Origin of the sequence: Kitasatospora arboriphila, assembly GCF_039528095.1 — a bacterium.
In the GTDB taxonomy this organism is placed as follows: domain Bacteria; phylum Actinomycetota; class Actinomycetes; order Streptomycetales; family Streptomycetaceae; genus Kitasatospora; species Kitasatospora arboriphila.
On the sequence record NZ_BAAALD010000045.1, the window covers coordinates 42,644 to 65,109 of the forward strand.

23 protein-coding genes are annotated in these 22,466 nt (G+C 76.1%); 3 read left to right on the forward strand and 20 right to left on the reverse strand.

All coding sequences use genetic code 11. The annotated features are described in order from the left end of the window. Positions 1-1,397: 1,397 nt before the first annotated feature. From ABD353_RS22650 to ABD353_RS22735, 18 genes are all read right to left on the reverse strand, one after another. Positions 1,398-2,441 carry a S66 family peptidase gene (locus ABD353_RS22650; protein ID WP_344625477.1) on the reverse strand — a complete coding sequence of 348 codons (1,044 nt, stop codon included), beginning with the start codon at positions 2,439-2,441 and terminating at the stop codon, positions 1,398-1,400. 82 nt (positions 2,442-2,523) lie between these two features. After that, positions 2,524-3,495: a zinc-binding dehydrogenase gene (locus ABD353_RS22655; protein ID WP_344625478.1), complete on the reverse strand. Its 972-nt coding sequence runs from the start codon at positions 3,493-3,495 to the stop codon at positions 2,524-2,526. A gap of 98 nt (positions 3,496-3,593) precedes the next feature. Beyond that, entirely contained in the window at positions 3,594-4,292 is a 699-nt protein-coding gene (locus ABD353_RS22660) for a hypothetical protein (RefSeq protein WP_344625479.1), read from the reverse strand. Positions 4,293-4,369: 77 nt separating this feature from the next. Beyond that, complete coding sequence (locus tag ABD353_RS22665) at positions 4,370-4,732, reverse strand: GatB/YqeY domain-containing protein (RefSeq protein ID WP_344625480.1); 363 nt, start codon at positions 4,730-4,732, stop codon at positions 4,370-4,372. 216 nt (positions 4,733-4,948) lie between these two features. Continuing rightward, complete coding sequence (locus tag ABD353_RS22670) at positions 4,949-5,743, reverse strand: bacterial transcriptional activator domain-containing protein (RefSeq protein ID WP_344625498.1); 795 nt, start codon at positions 5,741-5,743, stop codon at positions 4,949-4,951. Positions 5,744-5,887: 144 nt separating this feature from the next. Beyond that, positions 5,888-8,707: a LysM peptidoglycan-binding domain-containing protein gene (locus ABD353_RS22675; RefSeq protein WP_344625481.1), complete on the reverse strand. Its 2,820-nt coding sequence runs from the start codon at positions 8,705-8,707 to the stop codon at positions 5,888-5,890. After that, a complete protein-coding gene (locus ABD353_RS22680; RefSeq protein WP_344625482.1) occupies positions 8,707-9,165 on the reverse strand; it encodes a hypothetical protein in 459 nt (152 codons plus the stop codon). The genes ABD353_RS22675 and ABD353_RS22680 overlap by 1 nt, the downstream gene beginning before the upstream one ends. A 46-nt stretch (positions 9,166-9,211) precedes the next feature. Then, positions 9,212-9,667, reverse strand: coding sequence for a TadE family protein (locus ABD353_RS22685; RefSeq protein ID WP_344625483.1), 456 nt, complete (start codon positions 9,665-9,667; stop codon positions 9,212-9,214). Further along, complete coding sequence (locus ABD353_RS22690) at positions 9,664-10,107, reverse strand: TadE/TadG family type IV pilus assembly protein (protein WP_344625484.1); 444 nt, start codon at positions 10,105-10,107, stop codon at positions 9,664-9,666. The genes ABD353_RS22685 and ABD353_RS22690 overlap by 4 nt, the downstream gene beginning before the upstream one ends. Next, positions 10,104-10,379 carry a hypothetical protein gene (locus tag ABD353_RS22695; RefSeq protein ID WP_030265308.1) on the reverse strand — a complete coding sequence of 92 codons (276 nt, stop codon included), beginning with the start codon at positions 10,377-10,379 and terminating at the stop codon, positions 10,104-10,106. The genes ABD353_RS22690 and ABD353_RS22695 overlap by 4 nt, the downstream gene beginning before the upstream one ends. 42 nt (positions 10,380-10,421) lie before the next feature. Beyond that, a complete protein-coding gene (locus tag ABD353_RS22700; protein WP_344625485.1) occupies positions 10,422-11,303 on the reverse strand; it encodes a hypothetical protein in 882 nt (293 codons plus the stop codon). Continuing rightward, positions 11,300-12,259 carry a type II secretion system F family protein gene (locus tag ABD353_RS22705; protein WP_344625486.1) on the reverse strand — a complete coding sequence of 320 codons (960 nt, stop codon included), beginning with the start codon at positions 12,257-12,259 and terminating at the stop codon, positions 11,300-11,302. Before ABD353_RS22705 ends, ABD353_RS22700 begins: the two co-directional genes overlap by 4 nt. Beyond that, a complete protein-coding gene (locus tag ABD353_RS22710) occupies positions 12,259-13,797 on the reverse strand; it encodes a TadA family conjugal transfer-associated ATPase (RefSeq protein WP_344625487.1) in 1,539 nt (512 codons plus the stop codon). The genes ABD353_RS22705 and ABD353_RS22710 overlap by 1 nt, the downstream gene beginning before the upstream one ends. Then, positions 13,787-14,839, reverse strand: a complete 1,053-nt coding sequence (locus tag ABD353_RS22715) for a CpaE-like family protein (protein WP_344625488.1) — start codon at positions 14,837-14,839, stop codon at positions 13,787-13,789. Before ABD353_RS22715 ends, ABD353_RS22710 begins: the two co-directional genes overlap by 11 nt. After that, positions 14,839-15,681: an SAF domain-containing protein gene (locus tag ABD353_RS22720; RefSeq protein ID WP_344625489.1), complete on the reverse strand. Its 843-nt coding sequence runs from the start codon at positions 15,679-15,681 to the stop codon at positions 14,839-14,841. Before ABD353_RS22720 ends, ABD353_RS22715 begins: the two co-directional genes overlap by 1 nt. 58 nt (positions 15,682-15,739) lie before the next feature. Continuing rightward, a complete protein-coding gene (locus tag ABD353_RS22725) occupies positions 15,740-16,465 on the reverse strand; it encodes an ATP/GTP-binding protein (protein WP_344625490.1) in 726 nt (241 codons plus the stop codon). A gap of 194 nt (positions 16,466-16,659) precedes the next feature. Then, the gene (locus tag ABD353_RS22730) at positions 16,660-17,232 is read right to left on the reverse strand and encodes a hypothetical protein (protein ID WP_344625491.1); all 573 of its coding nucleotides are present in this window, start codon (positions 17,230-17,232) and stop codon (positions 16,660-16,662) included. A gap of 185 nt (positions 17,233-17,417) precedes the next feature. Then, on the reverse strand, positions 17,418-18,260 hold the full coding sequence (locus tag ABD353_RS22735; protein WP_344625492.1) for a hypothetical protein: 843 nt from the start codon (positions 18,258-18,260) through the stop codon (positions 17,418-17,420). A gap of 114 nt (positions 18,261-18,374) precedes the next feature. On the opposite strand from ABD353_RS22735, the gene ABD353_RS22740 reads away from it, so the two are divergent. The 3 genes from ABD353_RS22740 to ABD353_RS22750 all read left to right on the forward strand — a co-directional run bounded on the left by ABD353_RS22740 (position 18,375) and on the right by ABD353_RS22750 (position 20,895). Then, the gene (locus tag ABD353_RS22740) at positions 18,375-18,824 is read left to right on the forward strand and encodes a pyridoxamine 5'-phosphate oxidase family protein (RefSeq protein ID WP_344625493.1); all 450 of its coding nucleotides are present in this window, start codon (positions 18,375-18,377) and stop codon (positions 18,822-18,824) included. Between the two features lie 81 nt (positions 18,825-18,905). Then, positions 18,906-19,361 (forward strand): MaoC family dehydratase, encoded by a 456-nt coding sequence (locus ABD353_RS22745; RefSeq protein ID WP_344625494.1) that lies wholly within the window; start codon positions 18,906-18,908, stop codon positions 19,359-19,361. A gap of 262 nt (positions 19,362-19,623) precedes the next feature. Next, positions 19,624-20,895 carry an MBL fold metallo-hydrolase gene (locus tag ABD353_RS22750; RefSeq protein ID WP_425555228.1) on the forward strand — a complete coding sequence of 424 codons (1,272 nt, stop codon included), beginning with the start codon at positions 19,624-19,626 and terminating at the stop codon, positions 20,893-20,895. Here the strand turns inward: ABD353_RS22750 and ABD353_RS22755 are convergent. Together ABD353_RS22755 and ABD353_RS22760 are read right to left on the reverse strand one after the other, a co-directional pair. Further along, positions 20,885-21,841, reverse strand: coding sequence for a DUF389 domain-containing protein (locus ABD353_RS22755; protein WP_344625495.1), 957 nt, complete (start codon positions 21,839-21,841; stop codon positions 20,885-20,887). The two genes, ABD353_RS22750 and ABD353_RS22755, sit on opposite strands and share 11 nt — an antisense overlap. A 97-nt stretch (positions 21,842-21,938) precedes the next feature. Beyond that, positions 21,939-22,319 carry a hypothetical protein gene (locus tag ABD353_RS22760; protein WP_344625496.1) on the reverse strand — a complete coding sequence of 127 codons (381 nt, stop codon included), beginning with the start codon at positions 22,317-22,319 and terminating at the stop codon, positions 21,939-21,941. Between the last annotated feature and the right edge of the window lie 147 nt (positions 22,320-22,466).

Genomic DNA, 22,466 nt, shown 5'->3' on the forward strand with positions numbered 1-22,466 from the left:
ATCGTCGGCGGCCCCGGCGGGCCGCCGGGCAGCCGCTTGCGCAGCGAGACCGGGCGCGCCGGGCGCGGCGGGGTGGGCGGCACCCCCGGCTTGAGCAGCGACACCGGGCCGCGCGGCGCCGCCTGCTGCGCCTTCGCCAGGGTGATCCGCGGCGCGGCCGCGGCGGGTGCCGCCGGGCGGGGACGGCCGGGGCGGGCCCCCGGCCGCTTCGGCTGGACGGCCGAGGGCCGGGGCGCCTCGTTGAGCCTGGCCGCGGTGGAGGTGTCGCCGATCTGCCGGGAGGTGTTGCGGAAGACCGGGCGGTCCGGGGCGTGCGACTGCAGGACGGCGGCCTCCGGCCGGAGCACCGAGTGCACCTGCCGGCGCAGCTCCTCCGGTGCGAGCACCGGCCCGGCGCCCGGGACGCCGACGTGCAGCACCTCGATCAGCGCCCGGGTGAACGTGCCGACCTGGTCCGGGTCCGGGTTGACCACGGCCCACAGCGGCACGCCGTCGGTGAGCGGCGAGATCGTGCTCTGCACCAGCGGCCAGGCGGTCTGGTCGGCGCTCAGGTCGGCGACGACCAGGGTGTCCCACTCCTGCGGGCGGTGCTGCAGCTCCGCGGCGACGGCCTGCCAGGGCAGGGTGTCGTGCGAGCGGGCGTCACGGAGCGTCAGGAAGAGCTGTTCGCCGCGCCGGTCGGTGACCAGGTGCCCGCCGATGTGGACGAGCAGCGGGCCCGGGTGCCGGGAGGCGGCGCGCAGATGGGCGAGGACGGTCTGCGGGTCGCCGGCACCGGGCAGGTGCACGGCGTCGACCGCGTCGGAGGCGAGCAGGACGTGCGGCGAGACGGCCGCCAGCATCGCGGACAGCACCGGTGCCTGTGCGCTGCCGCGGCCCCAGGGCCGGCGGCCGCTGTTGCCGTAGCCTCCCTCGACGACCAGGATCCGGCCGCGCAGGCCGGCGCCGAACCCGCGCAGCGGCGGGGTGGCCGGCAGCCCGGCCGGCCCCGGGCCGGGCGGGACGGCCGAGGCGACCGGGGGCGCGGGCGGCGGCACGGGGGCCGGGCCGGGCGGCTGCAGCGGCGGGACGGGCGGCAGGGTGATCGCCGGCATGGTGGTCGTCCAGCCGGTGTGCGGCACGGGTGCGGGCGGTTCGGCCTGCTCCTCGCCGGGCCGGTATTCGGCCGGCCGCGGGGGCGTGTCCGTGTCGAACGGTCTCCGCTCGCCGCCGCCGGAGGCCGCTGTCACGTCCGCCACGCCCGGTCACCGCCCCGCCCCGCCGCCCGCCGCGGCCTCGTCCTTGCCAGCGCGATGCCCTCCACCGCGCACGATTTCGCCACCATACGGGGTGATCCCGGGCCGGTTCCAGGCCGGGTCGCGATGACCGCCCGGGCGGGTGGCGCAGCCGTCGGTCCGTCAGTAGGTCACGGTGATCCGGCGGGCCGGCCCGTCCACCCGGACGGTGCCGCCGTACGGGATCACCACCTGCGGGTCGGTGTGCCCGAGGTCGACGTCGAACACCGCCATGGTGTCGGGCGCGTACGCGGCCAGCGCACGGAGCACCGCCTCGCGCTGCCCGGCCCGGTGCGCGGCGCGCTGCGCGGCGTCGTTCGGCCGGTCGAAGGACCACGCCTTCGCCCGGCCCATCAGCAGCGCGGGGAAGCGGGCGAGCAGCCCCCGCTCCCCCATGTTGCGCAGGATCCGGAACACCTCCTCGCCGGACGGGAGTTCCTCCGAGGTCTCCAGGAAGAGCACGCAGCCCTCGTACGCCTCGGGGCTGCGGATGCCCCGGTCGGCCATCAGCAGCCAGCCGAGGATCTCCAGGTTGCCGCCCCAGCTGACCCCCTCGACCACCCGCTCCGGCCGGTGCCAGGTCCAGCCCCCGGCGGGCTGCATCGGCGCCTCGGACTCGAAGGTCGCCGGCTCCTGCCAGGGCCGGTCGATGTCGTTGAACTCCGCGGGCTCGGTCAGCTCGTACGGGCCGGAGGTGAACAGCGCGGCGCGGGCCGAGGCCCCGGTGACGGGGTGCAGGGCGCCCGGGCGGCCGAACTCGGTCATCACGCTGGCCCCGTGGTAGCCGACGATGCCGAGGTTCCACAGGTGGGTCAGCAGGTTGGTGTTGTCGCTGAACCCGAGGAACGGCTTCGGATTGGCGCGGATCAGCTCGTCGTCGAGGTGCGGCAGCACGGTGATCTGGTCGTCGCCGCCGATGCTGGCGATCACGGCCTTGATCTCCGGGTCGGCGAAGGCCGCGTGGATGTCGGCGGCCCGTTCCTGCGGCGAGCAGCCCATCCGCCGGGTGGTCGGGTACTCCACCGGCTTCAGACCGAACTCCTCGGTCAGGCGGCGCAGCCCGAGGTCGAAGGGCAGCGGCAGGACGGCCGGCAGGCCGGAGGACGGCGAGAGGATCGCCACCCGGTCTCCGGGCTTCGGCTTGGGCGGGTACACGGGAGCTGTCATGCCCCGATCGTAGGTTCGGCGGGCCCGTGTGCCGAAGCGGTTCCGGCGGCCCGGACGGGAGGACCCGTCCGGTGACGGACGGTCAGTTCCGTTCCTCCCGGACGATCAGGAGGGTCTTGCCGGTGGTCGCCCGCGCCTCGATCGCGGCATGCGCCTCGGCCGCGCGCTCCAACGGGAACCGCTGCCCGATCAGCGGCCGGAGCCGGCCCGCCGCACCCTCGGCGAGGGCTTCGGCGGTGGCGGCGCGCAGCAGCACCGGGTCGGGCCGGGCCGGTGCGACGAGCTCCACCCCGCGGTCCTCCGCCGCCTCCGGTGGGATCGCCGCCCAGCTGCCGCCCGCCAGCCCGTAGCTGACCATCCGCCCGCCGGGCGCGAGCAGCTCGAAGGCGGCCCGGGCGAGATCGCCGCCGACCCCGTCGAGGACGACGTCCAGGCCGCCGGTGCCGGACCGCACCAGCTCCGGCCAGCCGACCTCCCGGTAGTCCACGGCGAGCTTCGCGCCGAGGCCCGCCGCGACGGCCGCCTTGCGCGGGCCGCCCGCCGCACCGACCACGGTCGCCCCCGCGGCCGCGGCCAGCTGCACCAGCAGACCGCCGACGCCGCCGGCCGCCGCGAGGACCAGCACCCGGTCCCCGGCAGCGACCCGCCCGGCCCGTAGCTGGAGCAGCGCGGTGCGGCCGTCCGCGAGCAGTGCGACCGCCTCGTCCAGGGCCAGCCCGTCCGGCACCGCGACCAGGTCGGCCGCGGCCGCGAGCGCCCGCTCCGCATAGCCGCCGGACCCACCGGTGGAGGTCACCACCCGGCGGCCGAGCAGCGCCCCGTCCACCCCCTCGCCGACCTCCGCCACCGTGCCGCCGACCCCGTTGCCGGGCACCAGCGGCGGCACCGCCGCGAACGGCCCACGGCCGCTCGTCCGGAACTGCGTCTCGACGAAGGTGATGTTGGCGTACGCGACGTCCACCGCCACCTGCCCCGGACCCGGCACCGGATCGGGCGCCTCGCCCGCCACCAGCACCTCGGGCCCGCCGAACTCCGTCAACCACACCGCTCGCACGACCGCTCCCCGGCTCGCTCCGACCTCTGCCCCCCCAGCCTGCACGTTCAAGCGGACTTCAGGTCAAGGGCCGGAACCGGCACCGACGCGCGACCGCGTCACACCGAGGCCACCGGGCCGGTGTACCGGTCGGTGTAGTGGGCCAGGTACTCGGCGAGCTCCGGCGCGGCCGGCGCCTCCTCGTGCTGCAGCACCTGCCAGAGCCGGTTCTCCACCCAGAAGCGGTAGGCGAACTCCTCGAAGCCCGGAGCGCAGTGGGCGACCGCCGCGCTCAGGTCCACCGGCCCCTCCGCCTCCTCCCACTCCGGCAGGCAGGCGAAGTCCAACGGCGACCCCACCACGAACGCCTCCCCCGAAGGCCGCAGGTAGAGGTACCAGAACACGCAGTCCTGCTGGTCCCGCAGGAACCGCACCAGCCGCGCGCCCGGCTCGAACGGGCTCGGCAGCGGCTGCGACACGTCCGTCCAACAGCCCGTCACCGACACCTCGTCCAGCACGTCGTGGCAGCGGGCCGAGGTCTGCAGCGCCACGAAGTCGGCGGGCAGCTCGCAACCCGTACCGGCCAGCGCCGCCGCCACCCCGTCCAGCAGCGCCACCCGCTCCGGATCCGCCGGCCCCGGCCCGCCCAGCCAGCCGAACCCCCCGTCGAACCGGCCCTCCGCCAACGGCGGCAGGCTCTCGTACGGGTACCACTCGTAGGTGCCGCGGCACGGCCGGTGCACCTCCAGATCGGTGGCGCACCACGCCGGGACGAACTCCACCGGCCGGTCCGGTCCCACGCTGCTGACGGTGCCCACGGCTGCTCCTCCGGACGCGCTCGACTGCTCGCTCCGCATCCTGCCGCCCGGCACTGACAACGGGCCCGGACCGGAGATCAGCCCAGGTGCGCGAGGATGACGGCGGCCTCCGCACGGAGCCGCTCGGCACGGTCGGGACGGCCCGCCCGGTCGTACGCCTCCGCCGCCTCGGCCCGCTCGGCGGCCTCGGCCCGGACGATCCCCACGATCTGCTCCTCCGACAGTTCCCGACGCGCCACCTCGGCGGCACCCGCACCGATCGGGACCAGCTCGACCGCGAGGTTCCGGTCGGCGCCCTCGGGACGCTCCACCGCCTCGGCGTTGTCCAACGCCGCGAGGGTGGGCCGCAGGGCATCGACGGCCACCTTGTCCCGTGCCTTCATGGCCACCGTGAGGGCCGCCCGCAGGCGGGGTCGCAGGGGCAGGTCCGAACTCGTCATGCCGCGACGCTAACCGGGCCACCCCCTCCCCCGCGACCCAATTCACGAGCGACCCCAGGGGCGCGGGGAACTGCGCAACACGGACACGGCTCGTCGTACAGATCAGGGCTTGGCCCGAACTGTTGTGACACCCGCCCCCGGACTGCGCAGTTCTCCCCCGGCTCTCCCCCGGCCTTCGGCCGGGAGGCACCCCCGCGCACCCCTGGGGCGTGTCTCTCAGGCGGCGAGGAGGTCGCGGAGGAGGGCCACGGTGTCCGGGTCCAGGTCGCGGCCGGTGCGGCGGCTGAGGGCGTCGAGGCGGTTGACGGCGCGGACGAGTTGGTCGCGGGCGCCTGCGGAGGCGTACGCGTAGAACAGGTCGCGGTGCAGGAGTTCGACGTCCGGGGCGACGGCCAGGGCCCGGAAGATGGCGGCCTCGGCCGTCCGGTGGTCGCCGTACTGGAGGCGCCGGACGGCGAGTTCGTGGGCGGTGTCGACGATCGCGGCGAGCATGTCCTGGCGTTCGGGTTCGGCCCAGCCGTACGCGTCGGCGGGGGCTTCGGCGAACGGCGCCCCGCGGACGAGGGCGAGGGCGTGGGCGAGCGCCGCGTCGGCGGTGGAGCTGGTGGAGCGCATGCCGCGGCGGTAGAGCCCGCGGAATTCGTCCCAGTCGCAGCTGACGGTCGGGGCGAAGGCGTAGCCGTCCGGCTGGTCGGTGCGCAGGTGGGGGCGGCCGTCCGCGGAGGTGCCGAGCCAGGCGGCGAGGCGGGTGAGTTTGCCGGGGAGCGGGCTGGCGGCGAGGGCGGGAGCGAGTTCGGCGAGGTGGGCCGCGCCGGGGTGCAGTTCGCGGTCCAGGGTGGCGTGGTCGATGCCGGGCCGCAGGGTGATGAGGGCGGCGAGTTCGGTGAGGCGGGGGACGGTGGCGGGTTCGGTGGTGCCGGTGGCGCCGGTGATGTCGACCGGTCCGAGGACGCGGAGCCTGGGCGCGGAGCGGCCGGCGTGGGCTTCGGGTGAGCGGAGGATGGCGAGCAGTTCGGCGCTGTCGGTGCGGGCGGCGGCCGCGCGGGGTGTGCCGGCGGCCGGGGAGGCGACGTCGGGGGCCGGGTCGTGGGTCGGTGTCGGTTCGGGGGCGGGTGCCTGGTCCGCGGAGCGGTCGGGCTGCCGGGGGACGGCGGGCTACGACGGCCGGCCCGGTCCGGAGGCGGCGTGGCGGCCGATGCCGTTGGCGGTGTGCCGGGGCGGGGGCGGTGTGTCGTCCCCGCCCGCGCCGGGCAGGTCGGCCGTCGACCGGTCGGCGGGCGGCGCCTCCACGGCGGGCCGGTCCGCGGTCGGCTGCGGTACGGGGGGCCGGTCGGCGGCGGCCGGGACGGGGGTGAGCGGGGGTGCGGCCGGGCTGACGGGGGTGACCGCCCGGACGACGGCCGTCCCGGGCTGCGGCGGGGTGGCGGTCGGGGCGGTGCCCGCGAAGGCGCTGGCGCCGGTGCCGATGACCCGGGCGATCAGCCGCGGCGCGGCGTCGTCGGCGTCGTCGGGGCCGTTGGCACCGTTGGCACCGTTGGCCGGCCGCCTGTCCGCGGTGCTGCCGACGGCGGCCAGCACGGGGACGGGGACGGGCAGTTCGGCCGGTTCGAGGTCGTCGCCCGGGCCGTCCAGGGTCCACTCGGGTGCCGGGTGCTGGGTGGTGTCGCCGGAGGCGCGGACGAGTTCGGCGAGGTTCGCGTACTGGGTGTCGTCGAGGCGCTGCAGTTCGACCTGGAGGTGCAGGCCGGGCAGGGTGGCGGCGCCGGTGGCGGGCAGGGTCCAGCGGGCGACGGGTCCGCTGCCGCGTTCCGGGGCACGGGTGATGACGGCGAGGCAGCTGCGCGGCTTGGCGTCGAGCAGGCGGCCGAGTTCGGCGGGCACCTGGCCGGCGGGCGGTTGGGCGGAGAGGACGATCTCGGGGACCCAGGCCTCGTCGGACCGGCCTCGGCTGCGGGCGTCGCGCGGGCTGGTGGCCTCGGCGGCGACCAGGGTGGCGCGGGCCCGGGCGGTGCGCGGGCCGAGTGCGCCGAGGGCCTGCTCCAGCGAGTCGTAGCGGTGGACGCGTTCGGCGGCGCGGCCGGCGATCGGCAGGTCCTCGGCGAAGCCGACGAGGTGCAGGTGGAGGCGGTCGGCGAGCGGGCTGTGGGCGAGTTCCAGGGCGAGGGTGCGCAGCACGTCGTGGGCGTCGTCGGGGTGGCCGGAGAGGTGCACCAGCCGGACGGTCTCGAGGTCGGCGAGGACGACGGAGCCGTCCGGCGAGGTGCCCAGGGTGACCAGGGCCGGGTAGGGCGCCGAGGCTTTGGCGGCCTGGCCGGGCGACAGCAGTTCGTTGGAGTCCTCGGGGCACCACCAGACGTTGGCGGCGTGCGCGGCCCGGAAGGGGGCGATCGGCACGGCCGGCCCGGACAGGTGGAGTTCGACGGTGCGGCCGGGGGTGATCCGCGCGGCGACCAGGGAGGGCAGCCGCTTGCCGGTGCGGACGGTGTTGCGGGCCAGGGTTCGCAGGGCGCGGTCCAGCAGTTCCAGCGCGGGCACGTTCTGGCGGGCCTTCAGCTCGGCCTCGAAGGCGGCGGCGGACGGCGCCGGCATGGTGATCCGGTGCCGGGGCCTGCGGACGCGCTGCTGGTCGCCGCGGCGCCGGGCGACCGTGCCGATCATGATGGCCGCCAGCAGCACGCCGACGGTGGAGGCGGCGAGGGCGGTGGTGTAGTCGCCGGAGGCGGCGTGCGCCTCATGGCCGGCCCCGGCGGGGACGGCCGGCGGCGGGGTGTGCTTCGCCGGTGTGCTCGGCGCGGGGCTGTGGGGGGCGGGCGTGCTCGGTGCGGACGTGCTCGGCGCGGGGCTCGCGGGTGCAGGCGTGGCCGGCGCGGGAGTTGCGGGCGCGGGGGTGGACTGTACGGGCGGCTGCGGGGCCTGCTGATCGGGTTGCGGCTGCTGCGGAGCGGGCTGCGGGGCACCGGGGACGGCCAGCACCGTGCCCGGGACCAGCACGTCCGGGTCGGTGAGCCGTTCGCCGTCGGGGGCGCGGACCCCGCGGTTGGCCTCGAAGAGTTCGGGCCACCTGTCACCGCTGCCGAGTTCGCGCTGCGCGATGGCGGAGAGGCTGTCGCCGGGGGCGACGGTGACCGAGGAGTGCTGCGGGGCGGGCGCGGGGCTCTGCTGCGGGGCGCCGCCGCCGCCGGCGTCCGGCCTGGCATCGCCGGGCATCAGCAGCTTCCAGCCGGGGTGGATCGGCCGGTCGGCGTCGAACCGCCGCCCGGAGTCGTCCATCACCCGGCCGTCGTTGAGCCGGGCGATCTCCTGCCACCGCTCCCCCGAGCCGAGTTGGTGCTCGGCGATGGACCAGAGACTGTCGGCGGGCCGGGTGTCGCGGACGGTGTAGACGGGGTGGTCCTGGGCGGGTGCGGCCGGGGCTGCGGCCGGTGCGGCCGCGGGCAGCGCGGCGTACTGCGGCGCGGCGGGCAGCGCGGCGGCGACGGCCTGCGGGCCGCGTTCGGGGACGGCGGCGAAGGCCGAACCGGCCACCGGCAGCAGGGCGAGGACGGAGCCGACCAGTCCGGCCGCGATGCGCTGGCTCCAGCCGAAGGCGGGGATCCGGCGGGCGACCCGGCCGCGGAGCTGGGCGGGGATCTCGATCAGCACGGACAGCGCGAAGCAGAGCCAGGCGATCCAGCCGACGCCGACCAGCGCCCACAGGAAGAGGCGTCCGTCGTCGGGGCTGGTGAGGACCTCCACCGCGCTGCCGCCGGTGGCGGGTTCGCCCATCGAGGCGACCGCCAGGGTGCCGTAGCCGAGCAGCGCGGGCAGGCCGGCCAGCAGGGCGACCAGCGCGAGCAGCGCGCCGAGGGCGGCGGCCACCGAGCCGGCGGTGCGGCGGCGCCGCGGCCGGACGGCGGCGGGTCGCCGGACGCCGGCGGGTGTCCGGTCGCCGGGGGCGCCGGTGCGGGCGGGGTCGTCGGCTCGTCGCGCGGCCATCAGCCGTTCTCCGCTTCCGTGATGCCGGGCACGAGGGTGGCCTTGCCGTACCCGTGCACCTCGAGGTGGGTGAAGTCGGGGAGCACCGCGCCGATCAGGGCGCTGGTGTAGGTGCCGGTGGTCCGCACCTCGACGGTGCGGTCGTCCACCAGCCGGGTCGTGCCGGTGAGGTTGTAGGCCCGCAGGTAGTCGTCGGCGGCCCGCTCGGCGGCCTCCTGGCTGACGATGCGGTAGCCGCGGCCCTGCAGCACGGCCTCGACGTCGAGCTGCTGGCTCGCGACGCGGGCGGCCTCCTGGGCGCGGGCGTCGGCGCGTTCGATGGCGCGCAGCCGTCCGCCGAGGTCGAGCACGATGCCGACCAGCACGACCAGGGCGGCCGCGCAGATCGCCACGTACACCGACAGTGCGCCGTCGTCCGGGCCGCGGCGGCGCCGCGGCGGTGTTCTCCGGTGTGCCACCGGCCCCCCTCTCCTGCTCGGTCGCCGCGGTGGCGGTCGACCCTGCTCAGTCGCCGCGGTAGCGGTCGACGACCGAGGTGAACTCCCCCGTCATGGTCTTGTCCCCCTGCAGCGCGTCCACACCCAGCAGGTCGCGCAGCGGCACCGAGCAGCGCACCCGCACGGTGACGGTGGCGAGTTCACCGCCGGGGGTCTGCAGGGTGCCGTAGGACACCGGGGTGACCGGGTCCTGCGAGCAGCGGACCTTGCGCCGGCCGAGGACGTCCTGCACGGCGTCCGCAGCGGCCTGCCGGGCGCCGTCCTCGCCGCGGGCGAGCGAGGCGGCGCGGGCGGCGGCCCGGGCGGCCGCGTCGACGACGGCGCCGGTGCTCTGCACCCGGCCGGCGGCGACCACGATCAGCACGAAGGCGAGCACCACGGGCAGCAGCAGCGCCGCCTCGACGGGGACGGCGCCGGTGTCGCGGCCCGCGGGCGGCCGCCTGCGGGCGGCGCGGGCGGTCACCGCTGCCCGCCCTGCGGGACGAACCGCTCGCGGGGTGCGCTGAGCGTCTCGGTGATGGTCAGCCGGTCGAAGAACGGCACGACCGACTGCGGACGGACCGTCACCGTCATCTGCTGGGTCTCGGCGTCGGAGCCGGCGTGGTCGACGCTCTCGAGTTCGGCGAGCCGGCCGAAGCGGGCGAGGAACTCCCGTACCCGCACGTCCCCGTCCTCGGCGGTGGCACCGCGCACCCGGCCGGCGTCGACGCCCTCGCGCAGCGCGGTGAGGGCGACCTGGTCGGCGTACCACCAGAGCGAGGCCTGCACCACGAGCATGACGGCGGTCAGCACGACCGGGAAGACGATGGCCAGGCCGAGGACGACCGCCCCGCGGTCGCGCAGTGCGGCGGTGCGCAGTGCGGCGGTGCGCGGCGTGGCGGGGACGCGCGGGCGTCGGATCACTTCACCGCGTCCGGCACGTCGGTGGGGATCTTCTGCTCGGCCTTGCCGGCGAGCAGCTTGACGGCGGCCAGCACCGCACCGGCGATGGCGACCAGGACGATGATGGTGAGGGCGAGTTCGATGCTGATCGCGCCGCGGTCGCCGGAGGCACGGGCGGCGCGCAGTCTGCCGAGGCGCACGTGCAGGTAGGGCATGCCGAGGTGCAGGGGCAGCAGGACGGGCAGCAGGAGGGCGGTGGCCAGGGGCTTGAGCCTGGCCGCGGTCTCGGTCATGGTGTGGTCTCCAGGACGGGCGGTCGGGTGGTCGTCGGCTGCTCAGCTGACGTCGAGCATCTGGTACAGCGCGGGGAAGACGATCAGCACCGTCATGAGCAGGGTGAGCGCCGAGCCCGGCGCGACCATCCGCTCGCTGTCGGTGTTGGCCTGCGCCAGTTCCTCGGCGAGGAGTTCGCCGCGGAGGCTCTTGGCGCGGGCACGCAGGGTGTCGTACACGGCGGCGCCGTCGGTGCCGGAGATCCGCATGATGTCGGCGAGGTCCTGGAGGGGGGTCAGACCGAGTTCGGCGGCGAGGGCGTCGAGGCCGTCCCAGGGCGGCAGGCGGTCGGTGGCGGCGCGTTCCAGGGCGTCCCGGATCCGCCGGAAGACGGTGCCGCGGCCGACCGCGGCGGCCCGCCGCAGGGCCTCCGCCGGTCCGCAGTCGGCGGCCCGCTCCAGAGCGACGAGTTCCAGGTAGGCGGCGACGCCGTGCAGGTACTCGGTGCGGGCCTCCTTCGCCTCGCCGGCCACGATGCCGTCCGGGACGAGCCAGAGGACGGCGGCCAGCAGCGGACCGGCGAGCAGCGGCACGGCGACCGGCAGGCCGATCCCGGCGACCGCGGCCATCGCCACCAGGTAGCCGGGCAGGACGAGTCCGACCAGCGCGAACATCAGCTTGTGCGCCATGAACCGGGCCGGGCTTCGGCCGATCAGGGCGAGCTGCTGGTGCGGGATCCGGGCGCCGGGCAGCCGCAGCGAGTCCGCGCCGATCCGGTCGTACCAGGCGGGGCGGGTCTCCTCGGCGGGGCGCGGGTCCGGGGTGCGGTGCAGCCGGCCGAGCGCCTGGCCGAGGTCCGGCGGCGCGGGCCGGAGTTCGGCGAGCAGCAGGGCGAGGCCGCCGGCCGCGGCGCCGCCCGCGAGCACGGCCCAGGGCGAGATCATCGGGCCTCCTTGGCCGCGGCGGCGGCCTCCGGCGACGGCTCGGCATCGGCCGGGTCGCCGGGCAGCCGGCCGGCCTTGCTGCGCCGGTCGGGCTCGATCAGTCGGGGCAGCGGGGTGTGGGCGGCGAGCGAGCGCATCCAGGCGATCACCCCGACGAACGCGGCGGCGACCACGGCGAGCACCACCTGGCCGGTGACGCTCGCGTACGGCGCGGTGTAGCGCGGGTTGAGGGCGCCGGCCGCGATCACCACGAGGATGATGCCGACCAGCCAGCGGACGGTGGTGCGGTGCTTGGCCCGGTCGGCCTCGATGGCGCGGCGCTGGCGGACCTCCTCGCGGACCGACTCGGCGATGTCGGCGAGCGCCCGGGCCAGGCCGGGGCCGCTGTCGCCGGACCGCAGCAGCAGAGCGGCGAGCACCTTGTCCGCGGTGGCGTCGGCGAGTTCGTCGCCGAAGGCGCGCAGCGCGTCCTCCGGCCGCCAGCGGGACTGCAGCCGGGCGGCGAGGTCGCCGATCTCGGCCTCCAGGGCGGGCGGTGCGGTGCGGCGGCTGGTGACGACGGCCTGGTTGAGGCCGACGCCGAGCAGCAGCACGTCGGCGAGGCGCTGCGTCCACTCGGCGAGCGCCTCCAGCCGTTCGATCCGCCGGGTGTCGGAGCGGGTGGCGTCGTACAGCCAGGGCAGGCCGAAGACGGCGAGCGGCAGCAGCAGCACGGTCAGCGGGATCCCGGTGAACAGCCAGGCGCCGGCGCCGCCGGCCACCGCGAGCACGGCCTGGACCTGCCGGGTCCTGGCGCGGCCGGGGCTCGCCGTCCCGGGGGCGCCGTACCAGAAGGTGTGCAGCCGGCCGCTGCCCGGCCGGGCCTCGGGCTTCTCCTCCCGGGTGCCGACCAGGCCGGCCACCAGGGCGACCAGCCCGCCGGCGACGGCGAGGCCGCAGAGCACGTAGAGCAGCATCAGCGGGCACCGCCGATCCGCAGCCCCAGCGGGGCGCCCCAACTGCCGTACGGGGACTGCAGCAGACCGGCGTCGAAGCCGGCCCGGCGCAGGTCGTCCAGGCACTGCGGCGGGGTGTGCGGGACGGCCCGCGGCTCGCCCTGTTCGGTGCGCGGGCCGAAGACCTGGTTCATCGCCGGGCGTCCGCTCTCGCCGAGGCCGGTGACCTCCAGGACGTGCGAGACGAAGCGGTGCCGGCGGCCGCCGACCGCGGTCTCGTCGACCATGGTGACGTGCACGACGAAGTCGACGGCGTTGGCGGTGAGCCGGTAGGCCAGGCTGTCGGTCATGTGGGCGCCGTACTCCAGGCAGAGTTCGGCGATGCGGTCGACCACCATGTGCGGGGCCCGGGCGTGCAGGGTGCACATCGAGCCGCCCTCGCCGTTGGTCATCACCCGCAGCATGGGCACCACCTCCGCGGAGCGGACCTCGCCGACGATGATCCGCGAGAGCGTCATCCGCAAGGCGGCCGGGATGAGTTCACCGATCGTCAGCTCGCCGGCGACCCGGCCGTCGACCCGCTCGCCGTTGCCCTCCCGGGCCTCCATCGGCACCACCTGGCGCAGGTGGCCGAGGGTGTGCAGCCACAGCTCGAACTCGGTCTCCAGGGTGCCGACCCGCTCGTCCGGCGGGATCTCGGCGGCCATCGCGCGCAGCAGGCTGGTCTTGCCGACGCCCTGCGTGCCGGTGACCATGACGTTCTTCTTGGCCCGGATCGCCGCCGCCAGGAAGGCCGCCAGCGTCGCGTCCAGGGTGCCGAGTCCGACCAGGTCGCCGAGGGTCGCCGAGGCGACCCGGTGCCGGCGGATCGCCACGTACGGGCGCGGGGTGACCTCGGTCAGCGCCTGCAGGCGCATGCCGCCCTCCAGCCGCAGCGCCAGGGTGGGGCTGGCGGTGGAGAGGCTGCGCTCGCCGCCGCCGTGCTGGCGGGCCAGGTCCTGCAGCAGCTCGACGAGTTCGGCGTCGCTGTCGGCGATCGGCGGTACCTGCCGCAGCGGCTCGTTGGCCCGCGACACCCAGACGTCGTCGCAGCCGTTGACCAGGATGTTCTCGATCTCCGGGTCGTCCAGGTACGGCTGCAGCCGGCCGGCCCGGAACAGCAGGTCGTAGACGGCCTCGGCGAGCGCGCGGTCCTGGTCGCGGGTCGGCGGGATCCCGTGGGTCTGCGCGTACGCGTCGGACCAGCGGGCGACGACCTCCTCGATCAGTGCCCGGCCGCGCTGGCGCCGGGTGGCCCGGTCGACCTCGCCGGAGCCCTCCAGCTTAGCGAGCTGCTGGTGGAGTTCGGCCGCGACCTGGCGCTTGAGCTCCCGGGCGACCTGCGGGTCGACGACCGGCCGGACGCCGACCGGCTGCAGTGCGGGCACCGCCGCGACGGGCGCGGTGGGCCCGGACGGCCGGACGGGACCGGGGACGATGCCCGGGCCGGGCGCGGCGCCGGGGGTCGGCAGCTGCCAGGGCAGCGAGGACGGCCCCTGCTGGAGCGGACTACCGCGCACGGAGCACCTCCCCGTACCCGTTCTGCGGCTGCTGCCGGTCCGGTGGCGGGAAGGGCGCCGGTGCCGGCGGCTGCGGGACGGCCGGCGGTGCGATGTGCTGCGGGAAGCCGACCGGCTGCGGATCGGGCACCGGGGCCCACGGCTGCCGCGGCGCCACCGGCCCGAGCACCGGGCCGGGCGCGGGGGCCGCAGCGGGCTGCGGGTAGGGCTGGGCCTGGGGCTGCGGGTACGCCTGCGGGTACGGCTGGGCCTGCGGGGCGAGCCGCTGCCGGCGGCGGGCCGCGACGTCCAGGATCCGGTCGGCCGCGCTGCGCACCGTCCGCATCAGCTCGGAGCGGACGAACCTCCGGTCGGCGGTGTCCCCGCCGTCGGAGAGCACCCTGGCGGTGCGCGGCGCGTAGGGCAGCAGGCCCAGCGCGGAGACGCCGAGTTCGCGGGCGGCCTCGGCCAGCGGGTACGGGCCCTCGCCGACCGGCAGCAGGCCGAGCGCGTCGGCACCCGGGCCGGCGCTCTCCAGGTCGTCGCGGAGCGCGGCCAGCCGCGGCCGGGCGGCGGACAGGCCGCGCAGGGTGGTCCGGACGGTCGCCACCACCACGTCGGCCCGCCGGGCCAGCACCGCACCCGGGCCGGTCGCTCCAGACCGGCCCAGGTCGACGATCACGTCGTAGCCCTGGCCGTCCAGCGCCTGGAAGGTGTCGGCGAGCGGCTCCCAGGTGTACGCGAGGCCGGGCGCCTGCGCGGGGTCGGTGAGGCCCGGCAGCAGCAGCCGCTCCGCGGTGCCCTCCGGGGAGAGGTCGACCAGCTGCTCCCAGACGGTCTGGGCGAGCAGGCCGCGGCGGTCCGCCACGGCCAGGTTGCGCAGCCCGTAGACCGCCTCGATGCGGCCCTCCAGTGCGCCGGCCAGCACGGCGCCGCCGTCCGGGTCGCACTCGGCGAGCAGCACCTTGCGGCCCGGCGGCAGCGGCCAGCTGAGCAGCAGGGCGAGGGCGGTGGTGGTGGCCCCGGGCGCGCCCGGGCCGCCGACCACGGCGACGACCGCCATCAGGTGCCACCTCCCGTACCGCTCTTCGGACTTCCGGTGGCCTTGCCGCTCGGGGCACCCGTCGGCGTACCGGCCGGGGGTGTGACCGCTCCGGCGTTCCCGTCGTCCGCGGTGGTGCCGCTCGTGGACGGCGCGGGCGCGGGGGCGCCGGCCCGCGGTGCGAGGATCACCTGGAACCGGCCGGAGGACACCCAGAAGGCCAGCCGCGGCCCGTCGGCCGAGGGAACGGCCACGTCCACCACCTGGCTGCCGTCGGAGTCGACCCGGCCGACGGTGACCACCACCGCGGCGATCGTCTCCGGCGGCCGGCCGGCCGCCGCCTGGTCGCCCTTGGCGTCCGGGGTGGACACCACCAGCACCTGCAGCCCCGGCTGAAGCCGCGTGGCGGGCAACTGGGTGCGTTTGGCGGCGAGGCCGACGGTCTGCTGGTCGGGGCGGAGCACCGGCTCCGCCGTCAGGTCCGCCTTGAGCAGCAGGGCGCCGCGCTTGAGGTCGGTGGTGGCGCGCAGGCCGATGGTGCGGGCCCGGTCCCGGGCGTCCAGCGGGCGCAGCAGCGGGTCGCCGGCGATGTGCGCGACCACCAGGTCGTCGGCGGTGACGGCCTGCCCCATCGGGATGTCGCGGGCCACCGCCAGCACGGCGATCCGCTGCCCCGAACTGGTGTAGAGGGCGGCGCCGCCGAGGCCGCCCGCGGCGATCAGCGCGACCGCCATCGCCAGCACGGCGGGCCGCCGCCGCCGTGCCCGCAGGGTGCGCGGGGGCACGTGCGGGGCCGGACGGTGCGGGTCGGGGGCGAGGGCGGCGGTGCCTGCGCTCGGCGTCGGGACGTTGCGGGTTTCCACCGGGCTTCGGCCTTTCCGGAACTGGTGGTTCGTCGTGGGGTCGGGGCGTGGCCGGCGGTCAGTTGAGCGCCTGCACCTCGGCGACCTTCAGCGGCAGCGGCTGGTCCGTGTCGACGCGGTAGTCGACCGCGAACACCCGCGCCCCGGTGTCGGAGCGCACCGCCTCGACCCGCCAGGTCAGCGTGGCGGTGAGGTAGAAGGTCTGGTCGTGCTGGCCGCCGGACGCCTTCCGGTAGGTGTGGCCGCAGGGCGGTTCGGTGCCGGCGCCCGGGGTGTAGGCGGTGCCGGGGCCGGTGCAGTCGGCGCCGGCCGAGCCGTCGCCGGTGTCCCAGTGCACCTTCGTCAGCCGGGCGGTGGCGGTGACGCTCATCGTCCGGCCCTTGGCGGTGGCGCTCTGCGGGCCGGCCGTGGTCGGCCCGGCGGTGTACCAGAGCCAGACCGGCACCCCGACGACGGCGGTGGCGGCCGGGGCGGCGTGCAGCGCCGGCGAGTCGAAGTGGATCATGCCGAGCGCCTTCATGCCCAGGTCGTACGGGCGGTCCGGCGGCGGCGGGCCGCCGGGCGGCTGGGCGAAGAACATCGGCGGCTTCGGCGACAACTGGCCGCCGACACCGCGGCAGTTGACCTCGTACACCGCGCCCTCGGACGGGGCGTGGCCGTCCCAGGCGGGGTCGCTCGCGGGCGGCTGCGGCTCGGAGCGGTGGTAGTAGCAGCCGTCCGCGGTGGAGAACCAGCCGAGGTCGTCGTCCCAGCAGGGCCACTGCTGCCCGTTCCAACTGCACATCTGCACACCGCCGTCGGACCCGCCCGACGACCCACCGCTCCCGCCCCCGGGCTCGGCCGTGCTCCCGGGCTCGGTGACGACCACGCAGATGTCCCGGACGGCGCACGGATTGACCGTGCCGCCCCCCTCTGCCGAGGCCGGGGCCGCGGAAGCGAGCAGCAATGCCGAGAGCAGCAGCGTGCGGAAGACCTTTTTCAGCACGTGCGATCCACCTCGCGTTCGAAGTCCACGATCATCCAGCGGCTGTCGTTCCTCCGCAGCGAAACGGTCGCCGGATAACGGGTGAGCCGCTGCCGGGGATCCTTTACCGCTCCGGTCGTTGCGTCGGCCTGGTGCCAATCGGCGACGTCGAGGCAATCCTGCACGACGGCCGTCTGCGGATCGGCGGAGAGATCGACCTTCTTCACCAGTGCCGAGTTGCGCGGACTCCCGGTCATCACCAGCTTTGCGTCGTGCAGTTGGTGGAGGCTGGCCAGTGCCTCGCTCAGCGCCTGACCGGTCGAGTACGCACGCAGTTGCGAGCCGTCCGAATCGGAGCGGGCGAACGCCTCGGCCTGCGCCTGCCACCAGGCTTGATAGGTGCTCAGGACCGTTCGGGCGACGGCTCCGTCGGGGCCTTCGGTGGGGGCGCTGCCGCCCGTACCCGGACCACTCGAAGGAGTTACTGCAGTCCCACCGGGAACAGCCGTCACAGGAGTACCCAGACGGTCCGCAGAACCCCCGGCGTCGGCGGCGGAACAGGCACTGAGCGCCAACAGCAGTGCCACCCCACCGATCCCGACCGCCCCAGGGCGCAACACATTTCCGCGCTGCCGCATCGCCCCACCTCGTAGCGCCAGACCTCGTCCGCGGCCGTGGTCGCACAATTCCTCTGCCGTCCCTCGGTGCCGCCGCGGGGACATCGATTCTTCGCCACCCGCCCCGGCACAGCAACACCTCGGGCGGTCCGACCTTACGCGTTCGGCGGATCGGTTGGGGTGTTTTCTCGCCAGAGCACGGCCAACAGTTCGTCGGAAAGCGACAATCCGGCCAATGCGCCCCGGACGGCGGCCCGATTGTGCATCAGCAGCCTTCCTCCGTCGGCCGGTACGAGTTCGACGGCCTGTCCGGCTTCGGCCGCGCCGCCGTCCCGCAGGGCGAGTTCGTGCGCGAGGACGGGCGCGAGTTCCTGCGGGCCGAGGGCGGCGGGTGCGCCGGGGACGCCGCGGTCGAGGGCGTCCACCAGGAGCCGGCTGAACGATCCGTCACCTCCCGGGCGGACGGCGTCCCGGCCGCGCCGTCCGGCCTGGTGCCGGCCGATCCGGCCCCAGAGCGGGACGCGGGAGTGGCTGAGGAGCTCTCCTGCGGCGTCCTCCCGGGCGAGGGCGGCCCAGGTGTCGCGGTCGGCGACCGCGTCGACGAGCAGCAGGGTCTCCTCCTGGCCGCCGTGCACCATGGCGCTGACCACCCAGTCCCAGGCGAGGCCGCGCCGGTAGGCGTTGTCGGGGGTGGAGCCGGCGGTGACGAGCGCGATCCGCCGTCCCCTGGGGTCGGCGGCGAGCTGGCCGAGCAGGCAGACGACCAGCCACCGCGCGGGTCTCGCCGCGGCGGCGCGCAGCGCGGTGAGCATGGTGTTGGCGTCGGCGTCCGGGGGCAGCAGGTCGACCCGGCAGCCCCGGGCCCCGGCGTCGAAGGTCCGGCCGGGCAGTGCCGCGGCGAGGGTGCGGGCGCCGTCCGCGGCCCGTTCCGAGCCGGACCAGCTGCGGTCCGGCCCCCCGTCCGCGCCGATCACCACCAGTTCGATGCCGCCGCCCACCCCGCACCAGCCCCCTTCCGCCTTCGTGCCTGGCGACAAGCTACCGCCGGAGGACCCTTCGGGCAGGGACCATCGGCCCTACCGGCTCCACGGCCGCGGGCCGAGCATCGTGCCATGGAGTACGAGGACCCTGTGGAGGAGCTGAGCGAGGCCGAGTGCCGCCGTCTGCTCGGCACCGTGCCCGTCGGGCGCGTGGTGTACACCGAGCACGCGCTGCCCGCGGTGCTGCCGGTGGCGTTCGAGGTGGCGCAGGACGGCCGGCTGGTGCTGGCGCTGCGCGCCGACAGCACCACCGCGCGGGCGCTGGACGGCACGGTCGCCGCCTTCCAGGCCGACGTGCTCGACCCGGAGACGCGCTCCGGCTGGAGCGTCCTGGTGCACGGGCACGCCGAGGTGGTCCGGGACCACCTCGCGCAGGACGGCCTGTACGACGCGGGGCTACGCCCGTGGGTGGGCGGTCCGCGGCCGGTGTACGTGGCGCTGACCCCGGAGCTGGTGGGCGGGCGGCGGCTGCGCGCGGTCGGTGCCACCGCCGCGGCGCGCCCGGCCCCCGCTGACAAGTGACCGGTCGGTAGGCATACTCTCCGACTGTCCCCGCCGGACGCAGCCGTGGGGACCGGAGCCCGACCCCACCTGGAGCGCACCTTGACGACCTTCGCCTCGCTGGCCGACCTGAAAGCCGCGGTCGGCACCGAGCTCGGCACGAGTGAGTGGCACACCATCGGCCAGGAGCAGGTGAACCTGTTCGCCGAGGCCACCGGCGACCACCAGTGGATCCACGTCGACCCGGCGCGCGCCAAGGAGAGCCCGTTCGGCGGGACGATCGCGCACGGCTACCTCACGCTGTCGCTGATCCCGGTGCTGGCGAAGGAGTGCTACGGCGTCGAGGGCATCAAGATGGCGCTCAACTACGGCTCGGAGAAGGTCCGCTTCCCGTCGCCGGTGCCGGTCGGCACGGCGGTGCGGGCCACCGCCGAGCTGCTCTCCGCCGACGAGGTCCCCGGCGGGGTGCAGGCGCTGGTGCGGTTCACCATCACCAGTGAGGGCAGCCCCAAGCCGCACTGCGTCGCCGAGACGATCACCCGCTTCTACGCGGCCTGATCCTCCGCACCCGGACGGCCCCGCCGGGCGGCGGGGCCGTCCCGGCGTGTCCGGGGCCCGGCCGGCGGGTCCGCCGAACGGCTCGCCCGATCATGTTTCGGCCGGGCCCGCACGGGCCAGGAGGGGTAGTGTCCGGTTTCGACGGTCGTCGTACGGCAGCGGAGCCCCAGCGGCCCCACCCGTACGCGTCCGGCCTGCCGGCTTTCGCGACCGCGGACGCCGGACGGCCACCGCCGTACGGATGTCCCGACGTGGAGGTGCCGTGCCCAGCTCCGTCCCCTGGATCTCCCGCGCAGCCGCCCTCGCCGCACAGTTCGGCACCTCGTTCACCGACGGCGGAGGCATCGGACGACTGCCGCGCCGCACCTGGCACCGGATCCGGACGGACGCCTTCGGGGCCGATCCGACGGGCGAGCGGCTGGAGCGCGTCCGGCGTTCGCCGCAGTTCCGCGACGGGGCCTTCCAGAACCCCGTCCCGACCAGGCGGCTCGTCGACGGCGCGTCGCCTCTGTCGGTCAGCCGGGCCCAGCTCACCGGCGATCGGGCCCGCCGGCTGCCGGCCGCCCCCGTCCCGCTGCACCTGCTGCGCCCGATCGACCTGGCCGCGCCGCCCGTCTCCGGGCTGCGGCTGACCTGGCTCTGCCACGCCACCGTGCTCGCCGAGCTGGACGGCCGCCGGGTGCTGTTCGACCCGGTCTGGGGTGAGCGCTGCTCGCCGTTCTCCTGGACGGGCCCCAAGCGGCTCCACCCGATGCCGATCGGCCTCGCCGAACTCGGCCCGGTGGACGTGGTGGTGGTCTCGCACGACCACTACGACCACCTCGACATGCCGACGATCAAGGCGCTGGACGCGAGCGGGGCGGTGTTCGCCGTCCCGCTCGGGGTGGGTGCGCACCTGGAGCACTGGGGCGTGCCGCCGGAGCGGATCGTGGAGCTCGACTGGTGGGAGTCGGCCGAGGTGGCGGGGCTGACCCTGACCGCCACGCCGGCCCGGCACTACTGCAGCCGCGGGCCGCGCACCCACCCGTACGCGCTCTGGGCGTCCTGGGTGGTGGCCGGCTCCGAGCACCGGCTGTTCCACAGCGGGGACACCGGCTACTTCCCCGGCTTCGCCGATATCGGCGGCCGGCTCGGACCGTTCGACGCGACGATGGTGCAGATCGGCGCGTACAGCGACTTCTGGCCCGAGGTGCACATGACGCCCGAGGAAGGCGTGCGGGCGCACCTGGACCTGGACGGCGGGCTGATGCTGCCGATCCACTGGTGCACCTTCAACCTGGCGCCGCACCCGTGGGAGGAGCCGGCCGAGCGGACGGTGACGGCGGCGCAGGCGCTGGGCGTGCGGTTCGCCGTGCCGCGGCCGGGTGCGCCGTTCGAGCCGGCCGACCCGCCGGCGCCGACCCTGTGGTGGCGGGCGGTCGCCCGGGTGCCCGGGGACGGCGGCCCGACCGTGCCCACGGCCCCGGCCGCTCCGGCTCCGTCCGCGTCCCGCCGCCGGGCGGCGACCGCGGACGACGACGGGATCACCGTCTGACGGCCCGGGCGGCGGCTCGGCCGCGGGCCCGCACGACCTTCCAGGCGACGTTCTGCACCACCAGGGTGGCGACGCCCGCGACGACGATCCCCAGCATGTTCAGCAGGAGCTGCACGGCCGAGCCCCGGCCCTGCGCGTAGTCGCCGTAGGCCACCGCGGCGGCGGCATTGGCGGCGGCCGGCACGGTGGTCACCGAGATGGCGACCCCGACCATCGCCCCGGCCTTCGCCGAGGTGAGCGAGAGCAGCCCGGCGACACCGGCCAGCAGCGCCACGACGAAGGAGGTGGCGTCCGGCTTCCAGATGAACGAGGTGTTCGGCCTGTTGGCCTCGAACATCTCCTTGGTGAACAGCCCCCACTGGTCCATCAGGAAGCAGAAGCCGACGGTGAGCACCATGGCCACCGCGAACCCGACGAGCAGGGCGTTGAGCGACCGCAGGGCCGGCCGCCCGCGGCGCTGGACGAGCGCCACGCACAGGCCGGCCAGCGGGCCGAACTCCGGCCCGACCGCCATCGCGCCGACGACCAGGATCGCGCTGTCCAGCACGGCCCCGCAGGCCGCGAGCATCGTGGCCACCGTGAGGAAGGCCAGATAGACGACGGTGAGGGTGGACTCCTCGTGGGTGATCTCGGAGACCGACTCCCAGACCAGGGCGTCGGCGCCCTCGCCGGGCGCCTCCTCCTCCGCCCGGTCGGCGGCGGCGGAGATCGTCAGGGCGACCTCCTCGACGTTGATCGCGCCGCGGTCCGCCAACCCGAGGGTGCGCAGCGCGCCGAGCAGTTCGTCGGCGGCCTCGCGGGCGACGTCGCAGAGCACCACGTCGCCCGCGGGTCGGACGGCCGAATCGGGCAGGAGCACCACGTGGGTGGCACCAACGCAGTCGTCGAGGGTCTGCAGGACCTGGTCGCGCAGGTCGGCGGGAACGATCAGGCGCAGATGAAGCACGGACGCTCCGGAGGTGCGAGCCGGTCGGACGGGCCCACCCTAGCCATCGCCCGTCGGGGGGCACCGCACCGGGCGTGCCGGGCCCGGCAGGTGGCGGTCAGACCGAACCGGGGCGGGCGGCGGCGTGGGCACGCATCGCGGCCTCGACCAGGGCGACGGCGGCGCGCGGGTCGGCGACCTCGACGACCAGGCGGCTGTAGCGCTCGTCGGCGAGTTCCACGACGACGGCCCCGGCCGGGTTGTGCACGTCCCAGAACACCCACTCGCCCTGGGAGCGGAAGGTCCCGGCGGTTATCACGCCGGGCAGGTGGGTGCCGCCCATCCTGATGCCCTTGGACTCGTGGACGATGCCGGGGTCGGCGGTGGCGCCGCGGACGTTCGCCAGCGGGATCTCCAGACGGCTCTTCAGCGCCCAGAGCTTGTCGAGTCCTTCGACCTCGACGATCAGGGTGTCGTCGACGACGGACAGCTGTGCCATCTGATGGCTCCTCGGGTGGGGGTGAAGCGTGCGGGGGTGAGGCGTACGGGGGTGAGGCGTACGGGGGTGAGGCGTGCGGGGACGGGTGCGGGCCTTCAGCGGGTGAGGCGGTCGGCGAGGTGGTCGGCGCCGGGCAGGAAGCGGCGG

Bases quoted from the DNA above. Each gene is read 5' to 3' on its own strand.
- ABD353_RS22650 (WP_344625477.1), bottom strand. From the start codon at position 2,441: ATGACAGCTCCCGTGTACCCGCCCAAGCCGAAGCCCGGAGACCGGGTG.
- ABD353_RS22665 (WP_344625480.1), bottom strand. From the start codon at position 4,732: ATGACGAGTTCGGACCTGCCCCTGCGACCCCGCCTGCGGGCGGCCCTC.
- ABD353_RS22675 (WP_344625481.1), bottom strand. From the start codon at position 8,707: ATGGCCGCGCGACGAGCCGACGACCCCGCCCGCACCGGCGCCCCCGGC.
- ABD353_RS22695 (WP_030265308.1), bottom strand. From the start codon at position 10,379: ATGACCGAGACCGCGGCCAGGCTCAAGCCCCTGGCCACCGCCCTCCTG.
- ABD353_RS22700 (WP_344625485.1), bottom strand. From the start codon at position 11,303: ATGATCTCGCCCTGGGCCGTGCTCGCGGGCGGCGCCGCGGCCGGCGGC.
- ABD353_RS22705 (WP_344625486.1), bottom strand. From the start codon at position 12,259: ATGCTGCTCTACGTGCTCTGCGGCCTCGCCGTCGCCGGCGGGCTGGTC.
- ABD353_RS22715 (WP_344625488.1), bottom strand. From the start codon at position 14,839: ATGGCGGTCGTCGCCGTGGTCGGCGGCCCGGGCGCGCCCGGGGCCACC.
- ABD353_RS22725 (WP_344625490.1), bottom strand. From the start codon at position 16,465: ATGTGCAGTTGGAACGGGCAGCAGTGGCCCTGCTGGGACGACGACCTC.
- ABD353_RS22740 (WP_344625493.1), top strand. From the start codon at position 18,375: ATGGAGTACGAGGACCCTGTGGAGGAGCTGAGCGAGGCCGAGTGCCGC.
- ABD353_RS22760 (WP_344625496.1), bottom strand. From the start codon at position 22,319: ATGGCACAGCTGTCCGTCGTCGACGACACCCTGATCGTCGAGGTCGAA.